Source organism: Wolbachia endosymbiont (group E) of Neria commutata (genome assembly GCF_964026735.1).
In the GTDB taxonomy this organism is placed as follows: Bacteria; Pseudomonadota; Alphaproteobacteria; order Rickettsiales; family Anaplasmataceae; genus Wolbachia.
In genome coordinates this window covers 1,000,721-1,019,609 of record NZ_OZ034692.1, presented here as the reverse complement: position 1 = coordinate 1,019,609, position 18,889 = coordinate 1,000,721, and the positions used below count along the sequence as shown (strand labels likewise).

Genomic DNA, 18,889 nt, shown 5'->3' with positions numbered 1-18,889 from the left:
TACCACAGCTAAAGCGACTTATTTATAATTTCAACTTCATCGTCTTCATAACGCATAAATAACTTCTTATGCACTCCTTTTATTATAATATAATCATCAAATAACAGCCTTTTACAAGGCAACCTAGTCTTATCCTTTTCTTCTACAAGAATCTGAGGTATTTTATTATTATCTTTGAATTTAAAATAGGTTAGATAACCATCATCAAATAACTCAATCGGCACGAGACTTTCATTACCACCATCATCGATATACGTATAATTATACTTCGTATCATTTTCTTGTATCACTTTTTCTGGCTCTTTTACTACATGCTGCATTTGAGTAGATGGGGATATTTCGTCTAAATCAACGTCAAATTCATCTTTCTCTTGAGGATAGTAAAAACGTACTATGTAAGATATATCCTTTTCAGCAGAATAATCATGACTTACTTTTTCAGCACCAGTGTCCGGGTGTTTATCGTAGTTGGGCCTTGAGATTAAATCAAAAATATAGTTCCTTTTTTTAGTTGTTGTAATAATCATGTTAGTGCGGCTACTAACTTCAAATGGCATTATAAGCAACTTATTGTCATAAGGATTAATTTTCCAACTTGATGCATCACCAACGGCGATGTTTTTGACTTTTTCTCCTTCTGCAAATTCAATATAAGAATAATAGCCTTGACTAAAAACCACTGTAAATACTTCATTTGGGCTGTACACAAAGGTTTTTATTCTACTATCCACAGAAATAGGCTTGTTATAATTAGTAAATGCATTTAAATTACTACTTATTAGTAAAGCTAAAACTAACAATATTCTATACATATTCATCATCTACCCTATAAGAAATAACTTGAAACCCTAACGGATTAATATATCTTTGCTGATCATCCATTTCAAGTGATGCATACCTATATGACATAATAACTATCTTATTTTTTCTTGCAGAACTACCATCTTTTCTTGTGAATTCTACAGTAAATCTCACTTGAAGGGCATCGTTATCCAATTTTTGAATTGAGCGAATTTTAAATTCGTTTTTGACAAAATCTGAATATAGATTGAAAAGATCATCCAGATTTTGCAACCTTATATAGTTTCTAAATTCATTATATACGTTCGATGAAGAAAATAATCTCACTTTTGTATAGTAGTTATAATTGTAATGATATGGGTCAAAAACCTCCCTTGCTTTTATATATTCTGTAATAAAGTAATTATTTAACACTTCATTTGCGGAATATTGTTTTACTGTAACAGGATCAACCAATTGCACTATTCCTGATTTCTTTTCAATTTCTATGATGAATGGTTCAATAGTGCTACTAGTGCTAATTTTAAATATAGCTAATATACTGATAGAAATCGCTGCTAATAATATTAATGCAAATAAAAGTAAAACATTTCTTTGAGCCACAACTGTGCTATAGCGGCTCGAATTCCAATTTATATCTTTATCTAATGATTCAGCGCTTTTTTCTCGCTTAAAAAATTTTAGCATTCTTAAAAATCTTAACTTATCTTAACAAAGATAGCAAATTAACAAAGTAGTTACAACAAAAAAGTTAAGAAACCCTTAATTTATGTCCTAATTTATCGAACTTTGTCTCCATATATGAGTTATTATATTTATTACGCTCCACAATCAGGGGTATACACTTTGTAATTTCTATACCACTGCTTTCCAATTCTAATAATTTTCTATTATTATTTGTAAGTAACTGGATTTTTTTTATATTTAGTTTCTTGAGCATTTCAGCTGCAACAACAAAGCTTCTTTCATCATCTTCAAAGCCCAATATTCTGTTTGCATCCACAGTATCAAGGTTATGTTCTCTTTGCATATTATATGCCCTTAATTTGTTAGTTAAACCAATGCCTCTACCATCCTGCATCAAGTACAGTATAACACCATTTCCGGAGTCACTTATCATTTGAATAGCTTGATGTAATTGGCTTCTGCAATCGCATGATAAGCTGTCCAGTAAGTCGCCTGTATAGCATGAAGAGTGAATTCTTATTAATGGCTCATTATCTTTATTCGGATTGCCAATGATGATTGCATAATGCTCTTTGTCGCCACTTTCAGTTCTATAAGCTATAATATTTACTTTTTGAGTTTGCTTTAAAAACAATGACGTTTTGCAGACTTCATATACACTATGGTTCCGCTCAAAATTACTTATGAGTGATGCGTCCAGTGAAATAATATCATTTTCATCACAGCGATTTCGCATTTCGTGTTTATCTTTAAAATGCATGTCAACCACTAACGCGTATGGAAGTAATTCTGAGAGTTTGAGCAAAGAAACAGCATAATCATCGATTGGTTTTGAGCATTGCAATTCCTTTATGTGTATGTGATTTTCTTGCGTGCAGTTTATTAAATTGTGCAATTCAGCAAAACTACTTATCGATAAGCGCTTGCCACCATGTTCTTCATTTTGAGATATGTATTTTACCTTACTTGAAGTTAAAGTAACATATATATTGCCCAATATAAGTTTATACTGATCGAACGAATTTTGTTCTAAAATTTCAGCGGCAGCTACTAATAGGTAATTATCTTCATCATGTATTATAATTGGCATGCCACGCCTAATTTCGCTAATAGCTCTTTCTACTTTATTCTTATATTGACTTTTTATAAACATTTTATCCATATTAAATGGCGATGAGAAAATTGGTGCGGCCGAGAAGACTTGAACTTCCAAGGCCTTATGAGCCACAGCGACCTCAACGCTGCGTGTCTACCAATTCCACCACGGCCGCACTTTTGTTGTATTCTAGTTATTACATAACTATTTCAAATTACTTAACCATTCTAGAATTTCCTGCCTAAAATGTCAACCTGATACTAGGATAATTAGAAAATTGCCTTTATAATATAATTATGAATTTCAGCTATTAAAGATAATTTTACTATAATTTAGGTTTTTATACGAATGAATATAGTTAGTATTTTTATTTTTTTGGCTTTATCTCTTGTAACCAGCTTTTATTCTGCTCACTCAGAAATATTATACACATGGTCTCAAGTTGTTCCGGAAAATAAGTTAAGCATACGTGCAATCATAAACGATGACACATGTCCTATTGCTCACGTTGATGGCAAAGACATAGAAATGCTGGATCGTAGCTCAGTCAATAATGGAAACAATGTTGAGAAAGTTTGTGAACTGTTAGTACAAACAGATGCAAAAGACATTAGCATTAACAATCTACAAGTTCCTACATTCCCAACAAAGATCAATAAAATTGCTTTTATCGGTGATACAGGCTGTAGAATAAATATGTTATTCCAACAAGAATGTAATTCAGTAGATAGTTGGCCTTTAAAAAAAAATTTGAATTCAATTGCTCTTCACAAACCAGATTTAATTATCCATGTTGGCGATTATCATTATAGAAAAACAAAGTGTAGAAATACAAAAAAGTGTGGAGAAATTTACGGATATAATAAAGAAGCTTGGTATACTGATTGGTTTGAACCAGCAAAGGATATCTCTCTACAATCTCCTTTTCTTTTTGTTCGCGGAAATCACGAAAGTTGTGATAGGGCTTATGAAGGGTGGTTCAGATATTTAGATTCATACCCCTTTTCGTCTAAAAAATGTGAAAATTTCGTTTCTAGTTGGTCTTTAGATGCTGGACCAATGAGATTTTTTATATTCGACTCCTCGTCCGGTGAAGATATTTTCACCACTCAAAGTGAAATTGATGCCTTCGAAAAACAATTTAATAAATTAACGCAAAATAGTTCTAGTAAACCTATATGGTTTTTAACTCACAGGCCTTTGTGGAGATCTCCGAAAAAGAGAATTTTTACATTTACAAGCCATGGAAACCTTGCACAAATTGAAGCTTTTGGAGATAAATTTCCAAATAATGTTGCTGCTATAGTTTCTGGCCACATTCATATAGCTCAGATTTTATTAATGAATCAGGTTCCAGACCAAATTATAGTTGGAAATGGTGGTGCATTATTACATGCTCAAGATCAAGAATCTGTTTATAAAAATGTAGAATTTGACTATTCAAATGGTAAAAACTACTTAGCACACGAGGTAAAAAATTTTTTTGGCTTTGGTTTTGCAATGCTAAATTTAGATGATCATGAATTTACTTTCTATAATCAGGATAATAAGGAAATGTACTCTACGAAGCTAACGAAAGATTTTAAAATTAAAACAGGATTTGTTGAAAAAGAAGCCTAGCGATTTTGAAAATCACGTATATCAATCGCTCTAAAATCAGATAATTGCTCTGTAGCACTATGCCCTGTAATAATTACTATACCGCTTTGCTCAGAACGTATTAAAATAAGATTGAGTACAAGTTCACAAGTTGTGCTGTCAAGATTGCAAAATGGTTCATCTATAAGCCAAATACTTGCATTAGAAATTAAGAGACGTGTAAGTGCGACCCTTCTTTTCCAACCTGCAGAAAGTTCGCTATATCTGATATTCAATACAGGTTGTAACTGCAAGCAACAAACAGCTGCCATAACCAACTCTTTCGTATTTCGTATTCCTGCCCAGAATTCTATGTTTTCAATAACAGTCAAGCTATCCTTGCAAGCATTTTTATGTCCCACATAAACCATAGAAGGTAAATAGGATTTTGGGTCATCATATATGTCTTTTCCACAATGTTTTATATTGCCTGACACCGGTGGTAAAAGTCCAGATAAACTTCTAATTAAGCTAGTTTTACCACTACCATTTGGACCGGTAATTAAGATTTTTGATTTCGGCTCAGCTTTAAAACTAAGGTTTGTGAATAATATCTTACTATTACGGGTACAAGATAAACTTTCGCACTTAAGCATAAATTATCTGCCCTTTCCCTTATATTTACCCTGAGTTGAGGCCTGCGCTTTCACAAACAGCTCCCAATATCCCTTCTGACCACCTTCTCTGTTTATCAATTGCGCTAAACGCTTCATTAAACCTCCACCAAGCATAACCATTTGCGTCCATTTACCCACTGGTTTTGCGATATCGACTATTTCTAGATCTTCTTGATAAACCCGTATATCATCACTTTTCTGATTTTCACGCAGTGTCTCTTGGCGTTTTATGAGCTCTTTTTGCTTTTTTTCTTTATACAGCTCATTATCTTTTTTATTTTCTTCCCATTCTTCTTTGAGAACTTTTCTTGGAAATACAATCTTTCTGATGCGCTTTTTGTATATTCTCCTAAAAAAGAGAAATACTATAACAACAATAAATAATGTTATGCCATATACAATGATCTGTTCGAAAGACATTTTTCGTACTGAGCTTAATTACTAAAGTGCCACGCACCATTATACCATAACTATAGAAATTTTGCAATTTTTTGTGTAAAAAAGATAGTGTGAAAACAATATTGGAGCCTCTTCTTTATGCATAAATTGCACAGATATCTGAATGAATAGGCTTGTATGTAATGAGGTTTATTTCTATACTTTTTAAAGGATTTAGAATTAAAATAAATATGAACTGCTATAAAACCCACACGTGCAATGAAGTACGAAAAAACGATGTAGGAAAGGAAGTTACTCTCTCCGGTTGGCTTTATCGTAAACGTGACCATGGTAACCTAATTTTTGTAGATCTTCGAGATTTTCACGGTATCACTCAATTGGTATTTAATAACGATAAAGATTTTTTTGATGAAATCTCAAACTTAAAATCAGAAAGCGTGATTACTGTTAAAGGCACAGTAACAGCCAGAGCTGAAGATACAGCAAATAGCTCTATCATCACTGGAGAAATTGAAGTAGTGGTAAATAGTCTATATGTTGAATCAGAAGTTGAATTTCATTGTGATGAAGAAATAGCAAAAGAAGAGAGAAGTATATTAGCAAGCATTGCCGGCGAACAAGAGTACCCAGAAAATATGAGATTTAGATATAGATTTCTTGATTTAAGACGTGAAAAAGCCCGCAATAACATTATTTTGCGTTCACAAATTATTGCAGAACTTCGCAAGCTCATGATAGCACAAGGGTTTTTGGAAATTCAAACTCCAATACTCACTGCTTCATCACCCGAAGGAGCACGTGATTACTTGGTGCCAAGTAGATTAAATCCTGGTAAATTTTATGCATTGCCACAAGCTCCACAAATTTTCAAACAGTTACTTATGGTTTCTGGGTTTGATAAATATTTTCAAATTGCACCTTGCTTTCGCGATGAAGATGCAAGAGCTGACCGTTCCCCGGGGGAATTCTATCAACTAGACTTGGAAATGTCATTTATCACTCAAGAAGATATATTTCAAACCATTGAACCTATTTTATATAACGTATTTGTCAAATTTTCCAAAAAATCTATCGACAAAGATTTTCCACGCATTACTTATAAAGAGGCAATGCTAAAATATGGTTCTGATAAACCAGATTTGCGAAGTCCACTACTTATCAGTGACGTTACAGAAATTTTTCGTGATTCAGAGTTCAATATTTTCAAAAGCAATATTGAGCGCGATATGGTAGTGAGAGCAATTCCTGCTCCTAAAACAGCACAGGAACCACGCAGCTTTTTTGATAAAAAAATAGAACACGCACAAAAAGAATTCGGTGCTAAAGGACTTGGATATATCACTTTTGACGAGAATGGAGCTGCAAAAGGGCCTATTGCAAAATTCCTTGATGAAAATAGATTAAATCAGATTATAGAAATAACAAACACAAAACCTGGAGATAGTGTATTTTTTGTTTCTGATAAAGAGAATGAAGCAGCAACAATAGCGGGAAAAGTACGCACTCTTTTAGGTTCAGAGCTTGGGCTTATAGATGACAATATCTTCAAATTTTGCTGGATTATTGATTTTCCATATTTCTTTTATGATGATAAAAGTAAAAAAATTGACTTTTTTCACAATCCATTCTCCATGCCACATGGTGGCCTCAAAGATTTAGAGGAAAAAAATCCGCTAGATGTTATTGCATATCAATATGATCTGGTCTGCAATGGAATAGAATTGTCAAGTGGGGCAATTCGTAATAATAAACTGGATATTATGTATAAAGCTTTTGCTATTGCCGGCTATAGTAAAGAAGCAGTTGACACAAAATTTGGAGCACTTGTACGTGCATTCAGATTTGGGGTGCCACCTCATGGTGGTATAGCACCTGGAGTTGACAGAATAGTTATGTTGCTTGCTGATGAGCCAAACATTCGTGAAGTAATCTGTTTTCCAATGAATCAACAAGGAGAGGACGTTCTAATGGGTTCTCCATCTAAAGTGGATAATAGTCATTTGCGTGAATTATCTTTGCAAGTTATTAAACAAGATTAAATGTGATCAAATAACCATAAATATGTTACTTTACGCATGTTTGGCGTTTGCCATCTTTCCATTAGCCACACCATCTATCCCATTGACCGTGGAAAGAGGTGGATCTTGTTGTGGCTTGAACAATTGAAACATAGCATATACTATTATGATAGTAAGCACTGCAGCAATTGCTAGTTTAGCAAAATTGTCTTGTGGCAAAACACTTTTTATTGGCTCAAGTAGTTTTTGTTCCATAAAAAAATAATCAACAATACAAACCGCAAGAGATAATACAAATCACCTAAAATAACCCAGCAAACTGCATTTTTATTTTTTGTATTTTTTTCTTCTTTTTTTATGCTGAAATTTTGCACATATCCATTCTCTTGTTGTGGATCTGAGCAATATATATTCTTAGGATTTGTTACTCTCTTTTCAAACTCATCACTGTTTTGGTTTTTCAGTAACTTTTTCATAGTGCTTTCTATATTTTTTGGAGATAAAATTTCCCCTTTCTGTTGATTAAATGATCTTTTTTTACCTTGTAAAAATTCATAATTAAGTATATATTTTGCTGGTTTATGTCTATTCTCATTTCTATCTCGCGGATTAATACTTTGTAATAAGCCGACTAAGTTTAATGTATAAGTGAGAATCTTTACATTACCTATTATTGGTACTTTTTCTTTTTTGATTAATTCTTTATTATACTCCGAGAGTTTGTAATAGTTACCACATATAGAAAACGCTAATACTACATCCTTGTCTACTTTTACACCTTGATGAATGGAATAATAGTAGTCAATAACACATTTATTTAAGACAAATTCTCTATCGCATTTATTCAATGTAGTATTGGCGTTTTCTTCATTCAATAATTTTTTAATGTCAGTCAGTACTTTATTTTCAAAATCTTCTTCTGTTTTAAAGATTAATTGTCTTTTTGGATTTGCTAGAAGATTGAGAAATTTTAATTTTTTTTGGTCTTCCTTTAGTTGTCCCTGGTTTATTATTTCACATTTTATCAAATCATGATAATTATATATTTCATTGATTACTCCTTGAGTGCTTAAATGATTATCCTTTTCGAGGGCGTTGTAAGCTTGACCATAAATTAAAAATAGCCCTTGTAAACTAAACATTAAGTTGAAACACTCATCCAATTGCTCTTCTTCTTTCTCAATAAATGCAGATAAACCGTTAAAATTTCTCTCGACACCTCCATTCCACTCTAAATTAAAATGTTGAAAAGCACCCAAAAAGACAAACGAAGCCTCTAATAAATTACCCTCACCAATAATTTTTATCAGCTCTTCAACTTCTTTTACCATTGCTTACTGCTACTAATACCCTAGCTTATAGTATAAGTGATATTAAGCAAAATTACAAGAAAATATCATGCTAGATTTAGACTATGCGTCAAAATAAGCTGCTGGTTGAGCGCATATCCACCCGCCACCAATTACTTGTTCATCTTTATATGCAACACAAGCCTGACCAGGGCTAATTCCAAAGTAGTCATCATTTAAGACAACACAAGCTTTATCTTTTTCTTCAGTTTGATATATTGTTGCTAAACTCCCTACATGTGATGATCTGAGCTTTACAGTGACTTCCATACCATCTTTTGGTTGTTCTAGCCAATTTAGTTCTTTGATGAATATTTTCTTTTGCATTAGCGAACTAATCGGCCCAACAACTACTTCATTATTTTGTGCATTGATTTTTACCACATAAAGAGGCTCACTGTGCGCAATAGCTAAGCCTTTTCTTTGCCCAATTGTGAAATTTACTATGCCATTATGTTCCCCTAGCACTTTCCCATCTATATTTACTATTTTACCTTTTTGTACTGACTGAGGAGCGAGCTTTGCTATTGTCTTACTATAGCTGTCGGACACAAAACATATATCCTGACTGTCTGGCTTGTCAGAAATTTGTAAGCCAAAATATTTTGCTAATTTTCTTATATCATTTTTGTAGAATCTGCCGAGTGGAAACCTAAGAAGTTTCAGTTGCTCCTCTGTTGTTGAAAACAGAAAATAACTTTGGTCTTTGCTTTTATCGATGCTTGTGCATAACTTTATCTCACCATTTTTTTCTAACCTTCTCACATAGTGTCCTGTGACTAACACATCTGCTTCCATATTTTTCGTAACTTGCAATAAATCACGGAATTTTACTGTTTGGTTACACTTTACGCAGGGTATAGGAGTTTCTCCACGCATATAAGTATCCGCAAAATCTTCTATTACCTCTTTTTTAAATATTTCTTCATAATTTAGAATATAGTGGGGAAATCCAACACTTTCAGCCACGCGTTTAGCATCATAAATATCTTGCCCAGCACAGCACGCACCTTTTTTTGCACTAGTGCTACCATTGCTGCCATACAGCTGAAGGGTTACGCCGATCACTTGGTACCCTAAATTATGCAATAGTGCTGCAGCAACAGAACTATCAACTCCACCGGACATTGCAACAATAGCTTTGGTTTGAGCAGGAGCTTTATCTTTTAACAAAGGTTCAATTTCAAATTCTTTCAGCACGGTTATCTTAGTTTGTAAATAAATATTGTACAGAATAATATGAAAATTGAAAGAGTTAGAGCGTTGTCTGTACTCAGATACCGCGAATGAATCGCGGTATGGCTTATACATAGCAGGGTAGGGGGCTTTAACTTCTTATATTGGGGTATTGATTGATTGTCTGTGAGATTGTTCAATAGTAGGATTCTCTAGATTTGCAGATGGCCTTAAAAGGTAACGACTATTCTCCAATTCCGTATGGTCAATATTACGCCCAGACTGTATGCCAAGTGGTTCAATAGTAGGATTTTCTAGGTTTACACTTGGATTATCTGAATTCTGTTTTACTCTAGTGCGCTGTTGAAAAGGATGATAACCATGTGAACTATGTATTATTGGTATTATTGGAGTAGAGTTAATATAAGCTTCATTTAATAGAGAGTAATGACTATTCTCCAACCCCCTAGGATCAATGTTATGCGGCTCATCCATATGCAAGACTAGAGGATTAAAGTTATTCCCTCTCTCCACAGGCAAGCTTGGACTTCCTCATAACTCTTCTGATGTTTTTTTCTTAGCATCTGGTAACTTTTTTAATTCTTCAGTATCCATAATTAACTCCAATATAATTATTATTTATATTAAATTATAGAATATTATAATTATTTTATCAAGAAAGATAATTAATATATTAAATATTATATAAAGCATATTAACAAAAGAGCTTGAAAATAAAATGAAACAAGATACCGCGAGTAAATCGCGGTATGATGCTTTGCTTATTTTTGCTATAATTAAATTTTTGAATGAAAAAATGACAATTCGTGTAGGCATCAATGGACTGGGTAGGATAGGCAGAAGTGTGTTGCGTGCTATTTTTGAGGTAGAAAAATACAGCAAGCAAATAGAGGTTGTAGCTGTAAATGGATCACTAAGCGCTGAGCAGCATGCGCATTTGATTAAATATGACTCTGTTCATGGTAAATTTAATGGTGAAATCTACTTTAGCGAGTCTGAAAATTGGTTATCCATAAACGGCAGAAAATTTTCTTTATTTAGAGAGCGGAGTCCCGAAAATATCCCTTGGAATGTTGATGTGGTGCTGGAATGTACTGGTGCATAGGCTGCTCTGTAACATCAGCTAAAATTTTTAAATCCTTTCTGGCGTCAACGTTCTATCTTTTGTAATGTTGTCATACCGGTTAATTGCCTAAAAATACACTGGGTTTTTGCAACTTTTGTGTAACTTATTGCCATTTTACTCTTCTAAAATTTTCATTTTACATGCTTTTTAGTCGTTTTCACCTACTTTCTACCTTTTCGCAGGGGGTCTACTTATGACTGTACACCTAACACCAGTCCTATCACTTTATAGGATGCTTGTATAGCTGTGCATCACACGCTGGAATTCAGAAATTTTCTTTAAACTGTATCCTATGATATAGGAAACAGAAAAATAGTAAACCTTATCTATTTTAGCTATATATTACCTGACACTTAACTAATCAGTTATTTACTCTGAGTATATTATATGTATACTTATTACTAAATTAATTTTGAAATAATAAAAAATGACCGAATTTAAATCAATCCGTAATATTGCAATAATTGCACATGTTGACCATGGCAAAACTACTTTGCTTGATAACATGTTAAAACAAAGTGGTACATTTCGTGAAAATCAGGAAGTTCAAGAACGAGTTATGGACAGCGGAGATCAGGAGCGCGAACGCGGAATTACAATACTTGCAAAATGCACATCAATAATGTGGGGTGACGAAAAAATCAATATTATTGATACACCAGGGCACGCAGACTTTGGTGGAGAAGTGGAAAGGGTGCTCTGCATGGCAGATGGTGTGTTATTGCTGGTTGATGCTGCAGAAGGTCCAATGCCGCAAACAAAATTTGTGCTTGCAAAAGCGCTAAAGGCGAATTTAAAGCCAATTGTGATAATTAACAAGGTTGATAGGCCAGATAGCAGGATTGATGAGGTATTAAATGAAATATATGAATTATTTTTCAACTTAGATGCAACTAATGAACAGCTAGATTTTCCAGTATTATATGCTTCAGGTAGAAATGGTTGGTGTGCTAAGGAGCTTACAGATGAAAGAAAGGATTTGAGCCCATTATTTTCAACAGTTATAGATTATATAAAGCCAGCTGTTTATGATCAGAATGCACCTTTTGCTATGCTTGTCACTTTACTTGAATCTGATAAATTTCTTGGAAGAATATTAACAGGAAAGGTTTATCAAGGTGTTGCAAAAGTCAACTCAGATCTTAAGGTGCTTGATCTTGATGGTAAAATAATCGAACGAGGAAGATTAACTAAATTGCTCTCTTTTTCTGGTTTGAAACGTATTGCAGTAGAAGAGGCAGTAGCTGGAGATATAATTGCAATTGCAGGGCTTGAAAAAGCTTCGGTTTCAGATACCATTTGCGTGCCAGAAATGACAACTGCTATAAGTTCAACTCCTGTTGATCCGCCAACAATGGCGATCACTTTGAGTGTGAATGATTCACCTTTTGCTGGACAAGAAGGTACGAAGCTCACTTCAACTGTTATAAAAGATCGCTTATATGCAGAGGCAGAAACAAATGTTGCAATTACTGTGACTCCTGCCACAAGTGGTGACGCATTTGAAGTTGGTGGACGTGGTGAGTTGCAGCTTGGAGTGTTAATTGAAAATATGAGAAGGGAGGGATTTGAGCTTTCGGTATCACGTCCTCGAGTGTTATTTAAAGAAGAAGGTGGTAAAAAACTTGAACCTATAGAGGAAGTAGTCATTGATGTGGATGAAGAATATAGTGGCATCATCATGGAAAAACTCAGCTTCCGTAAAGGTGAAGTCACGGACATGAGACCTTCTGGTAACGGCAGGACAAGATTAACTTTTTTGGTGCCATCAAGAGGATTAATTGGTTATCAAGGGGAATTTTTGACTGATTCTCGAGGTACAGGCATAATCAACCGTTTATTTCATAGTTATGCTCCACATAAGGGCCCAATTTCTGGAAGACGCAATGGTGTATTAATTTCCACTGATAAAGGTGAAGCTGTAGCATATGCAATTTTCAATTTGCAAGACAGAGGAATCATGTTCATTAAACCTCAAGACAAGGTATATGGCGGAATGATTGTAGGTCAGCATAGTCGTGATAATGACCTGGAAATCAACGTGCTAAAAGGTAAACAATTAACAAATGTAAGAGCATCAGGTAGTGATGAGGCTATAAAACTCACACCACCGAAAATAATGACTTTGGAGGATATGATAGCATATATAGATGATGATGAGTTGGTGGAAGTAACTCCAAAATCTATACGTTTACGCAAGAAATTTCTCGATCCGAATGAACGTAAACGTGCAGGAAGGGCAAAAAATAAAGAATAGATTCTTAATTAGTAGCCCACAAGAACAACCTATTTTATATCTTGGTTTCAATGTAAGATAGAAGTTTTTTTAATGGTTAGAAAAGTTAGCAAGGATAACCTCTTTATGGATAACATGGTAGTATGATATTGCCAAGAGATTTTTATAAACGTCCTACCTTAACTGTAGCTGGAGAGTTATTAGGAAAAATTCTCAAATTTTCTAACTTTAGTGGAATAATAACTGAAGTTGAAGCTTATATAGGAATAGATGATCCAGCATGCCATGCAGCAAAAGGCTATACTAATCGAACCTCAGTAATGTTTGGTATGCCAGGGCTTTCATATGTATATTTTATATATGGAATGTATTACTGTTTAAATATTGTAACGGAAGAAGAAGGATATCCAGCAGCTGTGTTAATACGAGGATTGAGGCTTGTTGAACCGCTTGAAACAAAATTAGATGGACCAGGGATATTATGCAAAAGATTAAATATTACAACAGAACATAATAAGCAAGATTTAACGATAAATAATGAATTTTGCGTTTATAAATCTGACTTCAAACCGGATTATATTTGCACTCCAAGGATAGGAATTAACAAGGGTCAAGAGAAATTTTGGCGATTCTTGGTGGTGTAAAGAAATTTTCAGAAAAACGGCCGGAAAAAACAAATGAACATTATAGCAGAGGAATGTAAACTTCTGATCAATAACAGTTGTGTGTTTTGTTACTAAATTAAGTTTAATAAAAAATCAACCATCATGCTTTAAGGTTATACCATAAATAGCTTAATTGATTTTTACAGTGAGGTGTAATTATGGGTATAATAAGTAAATTTTTAATTAGCTCTGCCAAAAATAACGATATTAAAAGTGTAACACTCGCCCTAGCTTTTGATAAAACATTAAAGTCTTTTAAGAATTTCTTTTTAGCAATTAATCCTTTTAGCAATGCAAGATCCTTTGATATAAACAATAACCAATCTTTGGATCATGCTCTAAAATATGCTGCAAAGAACCTTAATTGTGAAATGACGAGTGTGCTTATTAATTCTGGCGCTAATATTCACTCAGTTGATGAAAATGGAAAGAACATTATAACGCATGCAGTGGAAAACTTGGCAACCTCAAAAGATTTAAAACTAGAAACTGCAAAAAACCTACCAGGAAAAATAGTGCTCCATCCAATAATACAATTGTTATTGAGCGAAGGTGCAGAATATTATTCAACAGATGACCTAAATATTGAACTAAATATAACACAAAGTATAAGAGACTCTTCACAGCCACCTAAAAAGCCTCCTAGAACTTTTGAATATAAATCAAGTGAGTATGAATCACACAATACTGAAGAACCTATTTACTCTGAAATAGAAGATTTTGTGGCTCATGGTTCACTAGACGACAGTGGTTATTTGAGTACATCACAAGAATCTCTGTATGCTACTATAGATGATCTTTCAGAGCAAGAAAAGCCTGTTGTCTTACAGCAGCAGAAAGAACCAAAAGAAACTATTGAACCTATTTATGCCAAAGTAAATTTTGCAGCAAAAAGAGAAGCAAGAGAGAAAAAAGCAAATGGAACAGAAAATTGCAGAAAGAGTCATAAGTCAATGGAAAAATTAACAAAACACGCTGTTGCTGGCATTTATCTTAAAGAAGGGCTGATTATAGTACTTTCTAATACAAGTGATAAACTTCCATAATCGCCTTACCAACCAAAAGGTGTAGATTATCCTGCTGATGCATGCGAGTCCTGAGCCAGCTTTTAATCGTATGCCAGCAATGCTCAATTGGATTCAGATCTGGTGAGTACGTAGGAAGATAGAGCAAATAGCAACCTATAGATTCTATTAATTCCCTTGTTTTAGCGGTTTTATGAAAAGCAGCATTATCCATAATTATAGTTGTACCAACAGGCAACTTTGGTAGCAATATTTGCTCCAGCTACGCATTGAATACATCCTTATCGCACCCTCCAGTGAAGGTCATGGGCGCAATAAAATTTTTCTTAATCCACCCACCTGTCATACTGATTCTCTCGCGTTTTTTGCCCGTAATGTCTGCATAAATTTTCTCCCCCTCGTGGAGCTCTTCCATATTCTGGGTATAGCCTATTATCGACTCCTGCTTCATCTATATACACAATGCTTTCATGGTCTATTTTGGCAACTTTTTCGACAAATTTTTGCCTATCTTCGTGGTTCCGCTCTCGGTAAAGCGTGGTCTTTTTTTTCTTGTGATTTTAACTGCTTCAGCCTATACCAGATCGAATTTATCCCAAATCCTAGGTTTTGTTTCATCTCCATTAGCGTCTGATCTGGGTGTTTTTTAACATACTCTTTCAGCATTTTTGGATCTATTTTTCTTATAAAACCACTCATTTTTGCTGGTTTTAAGCTCTCACCTGCAGCCTTCTTTTTTAGCCATCTGTATAACGTTGCTATTCCTATCTCCAAAAGTTCTGCAACCTCTTCCTTTGGCTTTCCTTTTTTAACCAAAGATACTGCTTTCTCTCTTAAATCAACACTGTATACCACCACTTTTCCTACATGCCTAAATGGTCATTATACAGTTATCATTTGCTTTGGAAAGTACTATAAAGAAAGAGTAAGCATGTATGAGCAGTCAATTAAAGAGGGACAAAACTCTACAGTAGATCAACAGCAAACTAATACGAGAAAAATTAAGTCTGAGACTAGCTTAAGTGTAAAACAAATAAAACAGAAATATGAAATAGGTTATGATTCTGGGTGTGAATCTGGTTATGAATCTGATACAAAAATGGAAATATTAAGAAGAAAGCATGATTCGCCTAAAATACCTGCTTCTAAAGTAAATTCAGTTCGTATTGAATGCGGCATAGCAGAAGGCCATCGATATAGAATATAGCATTTTAAGTTCTCCACTTTATAAGCTAAGGTTGTAGCAGAAAGCATGGCCATTATTAACTTTACCGTTACTTTCGTGTAGATGTACCACTGCCTACTCACATGATAAAAGTATATTATACACTTATTATTTGCTCTGAAAAGTACTACATTATTGGGGGAAAGCTTATTTTATTAGCTATATATTTTCTATTTTTTATTTACAATTATAATATTCAACGATAGGATTACATTGTTATGGGCGATTAGCTCAGCTGGTAGAGCATCTCGTTTACACCGAGGAGGTCGGCAGTTCAAGTCTGTCATCGCCCACCAAGGTATATTTATAAACTTATTTATATACTAAATCTAGCATGACACAAAACCAACTAAAATAGCCAGATTTAAGCTTGAATAAACAGGGTATTTTATTTCAAATTCCTTTCTATAAAAGCACTAATTATTACATAATCTGTTAATAAAGCTCTCTGTTTCTCTGCAATATAGGGGGTTTTTGCCCTTTTTTGAGAAAATCAAAGAGTAAAGAGAAGTAAACAATTAAATTTTGTGTGATGCTGGAGAGAGATATGTTTTCTACATGAATGTAGATAAATGTGAGAAAAATGGATTTTAGCCAACTACCCTTATCTACTCTGAGCAGTCATTATGCTCCCACCAAGCAGTGCTATTCGTATCATTTCAACTTAAAATATATGAAGATTTACTATACGTCCATAATTTTCCTTTTGTGGTTAATTCAAACAGCAAACCAATTTTACTATTATTTAATTGCTAACACGATACATTACATAATCATGTGAGGTATGAAAATGGATATTAAAGTAAATTATGCAGGAATAACTAGGCGTGTTATAGCATATTTTGTTGATGCAGTGATATCTCTGCTCTTTTATGCATTATTTTATTTATTAATTTTGTTCATATTATCAGGAGAATCTCTTGCTGACTTTTTTAGTGGTGCCTTTTCTGGTACTGATTCAGTTTTTATGTCAGTGCCATGTTAATCATTAGAAACATTACTGTTCGTAGTATTGGAAACATTGATGATAACAAAATTTGGTTGGACTCCAGGAAAATTGCTATGTGGTATACGCGTAAAAGATGCAAATACACTTGAAAATGTTTCTTTAATGCAAGCAACCATTAGATGTGTTATTAGAAAAGTTGGATTACTCATCATATACCTCTCAACATGGTGGTCGGGAGCTTTAATAATTTTGATAATACTTGCAGTATTTGACAAACGAAAGCAGTTTTTTCATGATAAGATTGTAAACACAATAGTAATAGACTGTAAACCTGCAAGCTAGTTGTTTACTTGACCTCTCCCTTTCATTGAATTTTTAATTCATATCAAATTCACCTAAAAAGATTGTTGACACTAAAAACACATGTGTTAAAAACAAGACCATATTTTGGTGTGTGAGTAAATTTTTATAACCATTTAGCTTCATAGTGACGATAATTTATTAATTACATTTGAGGAGGGTGAAATAGGTGTGAATCAGGAGCAGTTAAGTAGTGCTGCAACTATGGAAGATGATGTTGTTCAGTTGTTACGGAACGATGTTTTAAAGCAAAGAAATATTAGTGATAAAGCTAGTATAGAAATTGGTGGGTTAATAATCAGTATAAGTAAAAATGATATAGTTAAACCTCATCGCTCAAAGCGAGTGGTACAATATGCCAAAAGCATGTTAGATGTATTTCGCGTGTTAGGTGTCAGGGGTACATTAGCAGGTTTGGCTGAAGGTTATGGTATTGTTGAATTTGGTAAATATGCCGTTAGTGAGTTTGGTGGGTACATCCTTAGACCCCCTGCGAAAAGGTAGAAAGTAGGTAAAAACGACTAAAAAGCATGTAAAATGAAAGTTTTAGGAGAGGGAAGATGGCAATAAGTTACGTAAAAATAGCAAGAACACCATATATTTTTAGACAATTGACAGGGCTCACAACAGAAGAATTTGAAAAAATTGTGGCAAAAATGCGTCCAGAGTGGGAAAAAATGGAGGCGAAAAAGAAATGTCACGGAAGAAAATCGCATGTTGAGGAGCTAGAAGACAGGATTTTATGTGTTCTAATTTATTACAGAACGTACATAACGCATCCATTTTTAGGGTTTTTGTTTAATTTGCACAACTCAAATATTTGCCGACTTTTTAAGAAAATGTAGCCATTATTGGCCAAAAAAATTACTATAAAAAAGGATAGAACGCTGACGCCAGAAAGGATTTTAAAAATTTTAGCAGACGTTACGGAGCAACCGATACAGCGGCCGAAAGACAGCAAAAAACGTAAAAAATCTTATTCCAGAAAGAAAAAAATGACCACAATAAAAACCGAAATTGTGATTGAGGGAAATGGGCAAATTCTGTCTGTTTCAAGATCACATCGAGGCCGAATTCACGATTTTCGCATAAGAAAATAGGAAAAATTGTTGGCCAAAGATAGCATAAAATATGCTGATTCTGGGTATCAAGGTTGGCAAAAACTGCAGAAAAACGTTGTGATTCCGTACAAAAAATACCGTAAAAAGCCACTAACGGAGGGGCAAAAGGAGCATAATCGAAAATTGGCATCGTTCAGGATGCGGGTGGAAAATAAGATACGCGAGATAAAAATCTTCAAAATAATGTCAAATATTTACCGCAATTTTCAGAAGAAATACAATATGAGATTCAATATTATAGCAGGAATTGTGAATTTGAGGCATAGTTTTTAATAATTTTTGGGCTGGGGATTTCTACCAGATTTTATCAGCAACTTGCTTCACGTTGTTTCGCAGGGGGTCTCATGGAATGTGCAAAAAATTATGGGATGCACAAGTTG

At 34.0% G+C, this 18,889-nt stretch carries 19 protein-coding genes, 2 tRNA genes and 3 pseudogenes; 11 read left to right on the top strand and 13 right to left on the bottom strand.

Translation table 11 applies throughout. From position 1 onward, the window contains the following. Positions 1-8 precede the first annotated feature (8 nt). From virB9 to AAGD89_RS05395, 4 genes are all read right to left on the bottom strand, one after another. Positions 9-818, bottom strand: a complete 810-nt coding sequence (gene virB9 / locus AAGD89_RS05410; RefSeq protein ID WP_341808054.1) for a P-type conjugative transfer protein VirB9 — start codon at positions 816-818, stop codon at positions 9-11. Continuing rightward, the gene (locus AAGD89_RS05405) at positions 805-1,488 is read right to left on the bottom strand and encodes a type IV secretion system protein (protein WP_341808053.1); all 684 of its coding nucleotides are present in this window, start codon (positions 1,486-1,488) and stop codon (positions 805-807) included. The genes virB9 and AAGD89_RS05405 overlap by 14 nt, the downstream gene beginning before the upstream one ends. A 64-nt stretch (positions 1,489-1,552) precedes the next feature. After that, positions 1,553-2,641, bottom strand: coding sequence for a GTP cyclohydrolase II (locus AAGD89_RS05400; protein WP_341808052.1), 1,089 nt, complete (start codon positions 2,639-2,641; stop codon positions 1,553-1,555). Between the two features lie 30 nt (positions 2,642-2,671). Then, a tRNA-Leu gene (locus tag AAGD89_RS05395) sits at positions 2,672-2,759 on the bottom strand. Between the two features lie 173 nt (positions 2,760-2,932). Between AAGD89_RS05395 and AAGD89_RS05390 the strand changes: the two genes are divergently transcribed. Continuing rightward, positions 2,933-4,204, top strand: coding sequence for a metallophosphoesterase family protein (locus AAGD89_RS05390; protein WP_341808051.1), 1,272 nt, complete (start codon positions 2,933-2,935; stop codon positions 4,202-4,204). On the opposite strand, the gene ccmA is transcribed toward AAGD89_RS05390, so the two are convergent. Then, a complete protein-coding gene (ccmA, locus tag AAGD89_RS05385) occupies positions 4,201-4,818 on the bottom strand; it encodes a heme ABC exporter ATP-binding protein CcmA (RefSeq protein WP_341808050.1) in 618 nt (205 codons plus the stop codon). The two genes, AAGD89_RS05390 and ccmA, sit on opposite strands and share 4 nt — an antisense overlap. Positions 4,819-4,821: 3 nt before the next feature. After that, complete coding sequence (locus AAGD89_RS05380) at positions 4,822-5,259, bottom strand: hypothetical protein (protein WP_341808049.1); 438 nt, start codon at positions 5,257-5,259, stop codon at positions 4,822-4,824. Between the two features lie 209 nt (positions 5,260-5,468). Between AAGD89_RS05380 and aspS the strand changes: the two genes are divergently transcribed. Next, positions 5,469-7,277, top strand: a complete 1,809-nt coding sequence (gene aspS / locus AAGD89_RS05375; protein WP_341808048.1) for an aspartate--tRNA ligase — start codon at positions 5,469-5,471, stop codon at positions 7,275-7,277. Between the two features lie 30 nt (positions 7,278-7,307). Here aspS and AAGD89_RS05370 read toward each other — a convergent pair whose 3' ends face one another. From AAGD89_RS05370 to AAGD89_RS05355, 4 genes are all read right to left on the bottom strand, one after another. Continuing rightward, positions 7,308-7,511, bottom strand: coding sequence for a hypothetical protein (locus tag AAGD89_RS05370; protein ID WP_341808047.1), 204 nt, complete (start codon positions 7,509-7,511; stop codon positions 7,308-7,310). After that, positions 7,484-8,587, bottom strand: coding sequence for a hypothetical protein (locus AAGD89_RS05365; protein WP_341808046.1), 1,104 nt, complete (start codon positions 8,585-8,587; stop codon positions 7,484-7,486). Before AAGD89_RS05365 ends, AAGD89_RS05370 begins: the two co-directional genes overlap by 28 nt. A gap of 81 nt (positions 8,588-8,668) precedes the next feature. Next, on the bottom strand, positions 8,669-9,805 hold the full coding sequence (mnmA, locus tag AAGD89_RS05360; RefSeq protein ID WP_341808045.1) for a tRNA 2-thiouridine(34) synthase MnmA: 1,137 nt from the start codon (positions 9,803-9,805) through the stop codon (positions 8,669-8,671). 135 nt (positions 9,806-9,940) lie between these two features. Further along, positions 9,941-10,315 (bottom strand): hypothetical protein, encoded by a 375-nt coding sequence (locus tag AAGD89_RS05355; protein WP_341808044.1) that lies wholly within the window; start codon positions 10,313-10,315, stop codon positions 9,941-9,943. Between the two features lie 283 nt (positions 10,316-10,598). Between AAGD89_RS05355 and AAGD89_RS05350 the strand changes: the two are divergent. The 4 genes and pseudogenes from AAGD89_RS05350 to AAGD89_RS05335 all read left to right on the top strand — a co-directional run. Beyond that, a pseudogene (locus tag AAGD89_RS05350) lies at positions 10,599-10,904 on the top strand (glyceraldehyde 3-phosphate dehydrogenase NAD-binding domain-containing protein); the annotation flags it as partial. Between the two features lie 451 nt (positions 10,905-11,355). After that, positions 11,356-13,185 (top strand): translational GTPase TypA, encoded by a 1,830-nt coding sequence (gene typA / locus AAGD89_RS05345; RefSeq protein WP_341808043.1) that lies wholly within the window; start codon positions 11,356-11,358, stop codon positions 13,183-13,185. A 122-nt stretch (positions 13,186-13,307) separates the two neighbouring features. Beyond that, entirely contained in the window at positions 13,308-13,808 is a 501-nt protein-coding gene (locus AAGD89_RS05340) for a DNA-3-methyladenine glycosylase (RefSeq protein ID WP_341808042.1), read from the top strand. Positions 13,809-13,987: 179 nt separating this feature from the next. Beyond that, entirely contained in the window at positions 13,988-14,875 is an 888-nt protein-coding gene (locus tag AAGD89_RS05335; RefSeq protein ID WP_341808041.1) for a hypothetical protein, read from the top strand. Here the strand turns inward: AAGD89_RS05335 and AAGD89_RS07325 are convergent. The 3 genes from AAGD89_RS07325 to AAGD89_RS05325 are packed head-to-tail and all read right to left on the bottom strand — an operon-like array spanning position 14,850 to position 15,709. Next, positions 14,850-15,068: a transposase gene (locus AAGD89_RS07325; protein ID WP_410541844.1), complete on the bottom strand. Its 219-nt coding sequence runs from the start codon at positions 15,066-15,068 to the stop codon at positions 14,850-14,852. The genes AAGD89_RS05335 and AAGD89_RS07325 overlap by 26 nt on opposite strands. A 48-nt stretch (positions 15,069-15,116) precedes the next feature. Then, positions 15,117-15,305: a hypothetical protein gene (locus AAGD89_RS05330; RefSeq protein WP_341807927.1), complete on the bottom strand. Its 189-nt coding sequence runs from the start codon at positions 15,303-15,305 to the stop codon at positions 15,117-15,119. A 56-nt stretch (positions 15,306-15,361) separates the two neighbouring features. Further along, a complete protein-coding gene (locus AAGD89_RS05325; RefSeq protein WP_341807926.1) occupies positions 15,362-15,709 on the bottom strand; it encodes an IS630 transposase-related protein in 348 nt (115 codons plus the stop codon). Positions 15,710-15,785: 76 nt separating this feature from the next. Between AAGD89_RS05325 and AAGD89_RS05320 the strand changes: the two genes are divergently transcribed. From AAGD89_RS05320 to AAGD89_RS05300, 5 genes and pseudogenes are all read left to right on the top strand, one after another. After that, positions 15,786-16,061 carry a hypothetical protein gene (locus AAGD89_RS05320; protein ID WP_341808040.1) on the top strand — a complete coding sequence of 92 codons (276 nt, stop codon included), beginning with the start codon at positions 15,786-15,788 and terminating at the stop codon, positions 16,059-16,061. A gap of 238 nt (positions 16,062-16,299) precedes the next feature. Continuing rightward, positions 16,300-16,375: transfer RNA gene (locus tag AAGD89_RS05315), tRNA-Val, on the top strand. A 488-nt stretch (positions 16,376-16,863) separates the two neighbouring features. Further along, positions 16,864-17,370 (top strand): annotated as a pseudogene (locus tag AAGD89_RS05310) (RDD family protein). Positions 17,371-17,559: 189 nt separating this feature from the next. Beyond that, positions 17,560-17,892, top strand: a complete 333-nt coding sequence (locus AAGD89_RS05305; protein WP_341808039.1) for a hypothetical protein — start codon at positions 17,560-17,562, stop codon at positions 17,890-17,892. Positions 17,893-17,948: 56 nt separating this feature from the next. Continuing rightward, positions 17,949-18,782, top strand: a pseudogene (locus tag AAGD89_RS05300) (transposase family protein). Positions 18,783-18,889: the final 107 nt, after the last annotated feature.

Excerpts from the sequence above, each read along its gene's own strand:
- virB9 (WP_341808054.1), bottom strand. The coding sequence starts at position 818 with ATGAATATGTATAGAATATTGTTAGTTTTAGCTTTACTAATAAGTAGT.
- AAGD89_RS05405 (WP_341808053.1), bottom strand. The coding sequence starts at position 1,488 with ATGCTAAAATTTTTTAAGCGAGAAAAAAGCGCTGAATCATTAGATAAA.
- AAGD89_RS05400 (WP_341808052.1), bottom strand. The coding sequence starts at position 2,641 with ATGTTTATAAAAAGTCAATATAAGAATAAAGTAGAAAGAGCTATTAGC.
- AAGD89_RS05390 (WP_341808051.1), top strand. The coding sequence starts at position 2,933 with ATGAATATAGTTAGTATTTTTATTTTTTTGGCTTTATCTCTTGTAACC.
- ccmA (WP_341808050.1), bottom strand. The coding sequence starts at position 4,818 with ATGCTTAAGTGCGAAAGTTTATCTTGTACCCGTAATAGTAAGATATTA.
- AAGD89_RS05380 (WP_341808049.1), bottom strand. The coding sequence starts at position 5,259 with ATGTCTTTCGAACAGATCATTGTATATGGCATAACATTATTTATTGTT.
- aspS (WP_341808048.1), top strand. The coding sequence starts at position 5,469 with ATGAACTGCTATAAAACCCACACGTGCAATGAAGTACGAAAAAACGAT.
- AAGD89_RS05370 (WP_341808047.1), bottom strand. The coding sequence starts at position 7,511 with ATGGAACAAAAACTACTTGAGCCAATAAAAAGTGTTTTGCCACAAGAC.
- AAGD89_RS05365 (WP_341808046.1), bottom strand. The coding sequence starts at position 8,587 with ATGGTAAAAGAAGTTGAAGAGCTGATAAAAATTATTGGTGAGGGTAAT.
- typA (WP_341808043.1), top strand. The coding sequence starts at position 11,356 with ATGACCGAATTTAAATCAATCCGTAATATTGCAATAATTGCACATGTT.
- AAGD89_RS05340 (WP_341808042.1), top strand. The coding sequence starts at position 13,308 with ATGATATTGCCAAGAGATTTTTATAAACGTCCTACCTTAACTGTAGCT.
- AAGD89_RS05335 (WP_341808041.1), top strand. The coding sequence starts at position 13,988 with ATGGGTATAATAAGTAAATTTTTAATTAGCTCTGCCAAAAATAACGAT.
- AAGD89_RS07325 (WP_410541844.1), bottom strand. The coding sequence starts at position 15,068 with ATGGATAATGCTGCTTTTCATAAAACCGCTAAAACAAGGGAATTAATA.
- AAGD89_RS05330 (WP_341807927.1), bottom strand. The coding sequence starts at position 15,305 with ATGAAGCAGGAGTCGATAATAGGCTATACCCAGAATATGGAAGAGCTC.
- AAGD89_RS05320 (WP_341808040.1), top strand. The coding sequence starts at position 15,786 with ATGTATGAGCAGTCAATTAAAGAGGGACAAAACTCTACAGTAGATCAA.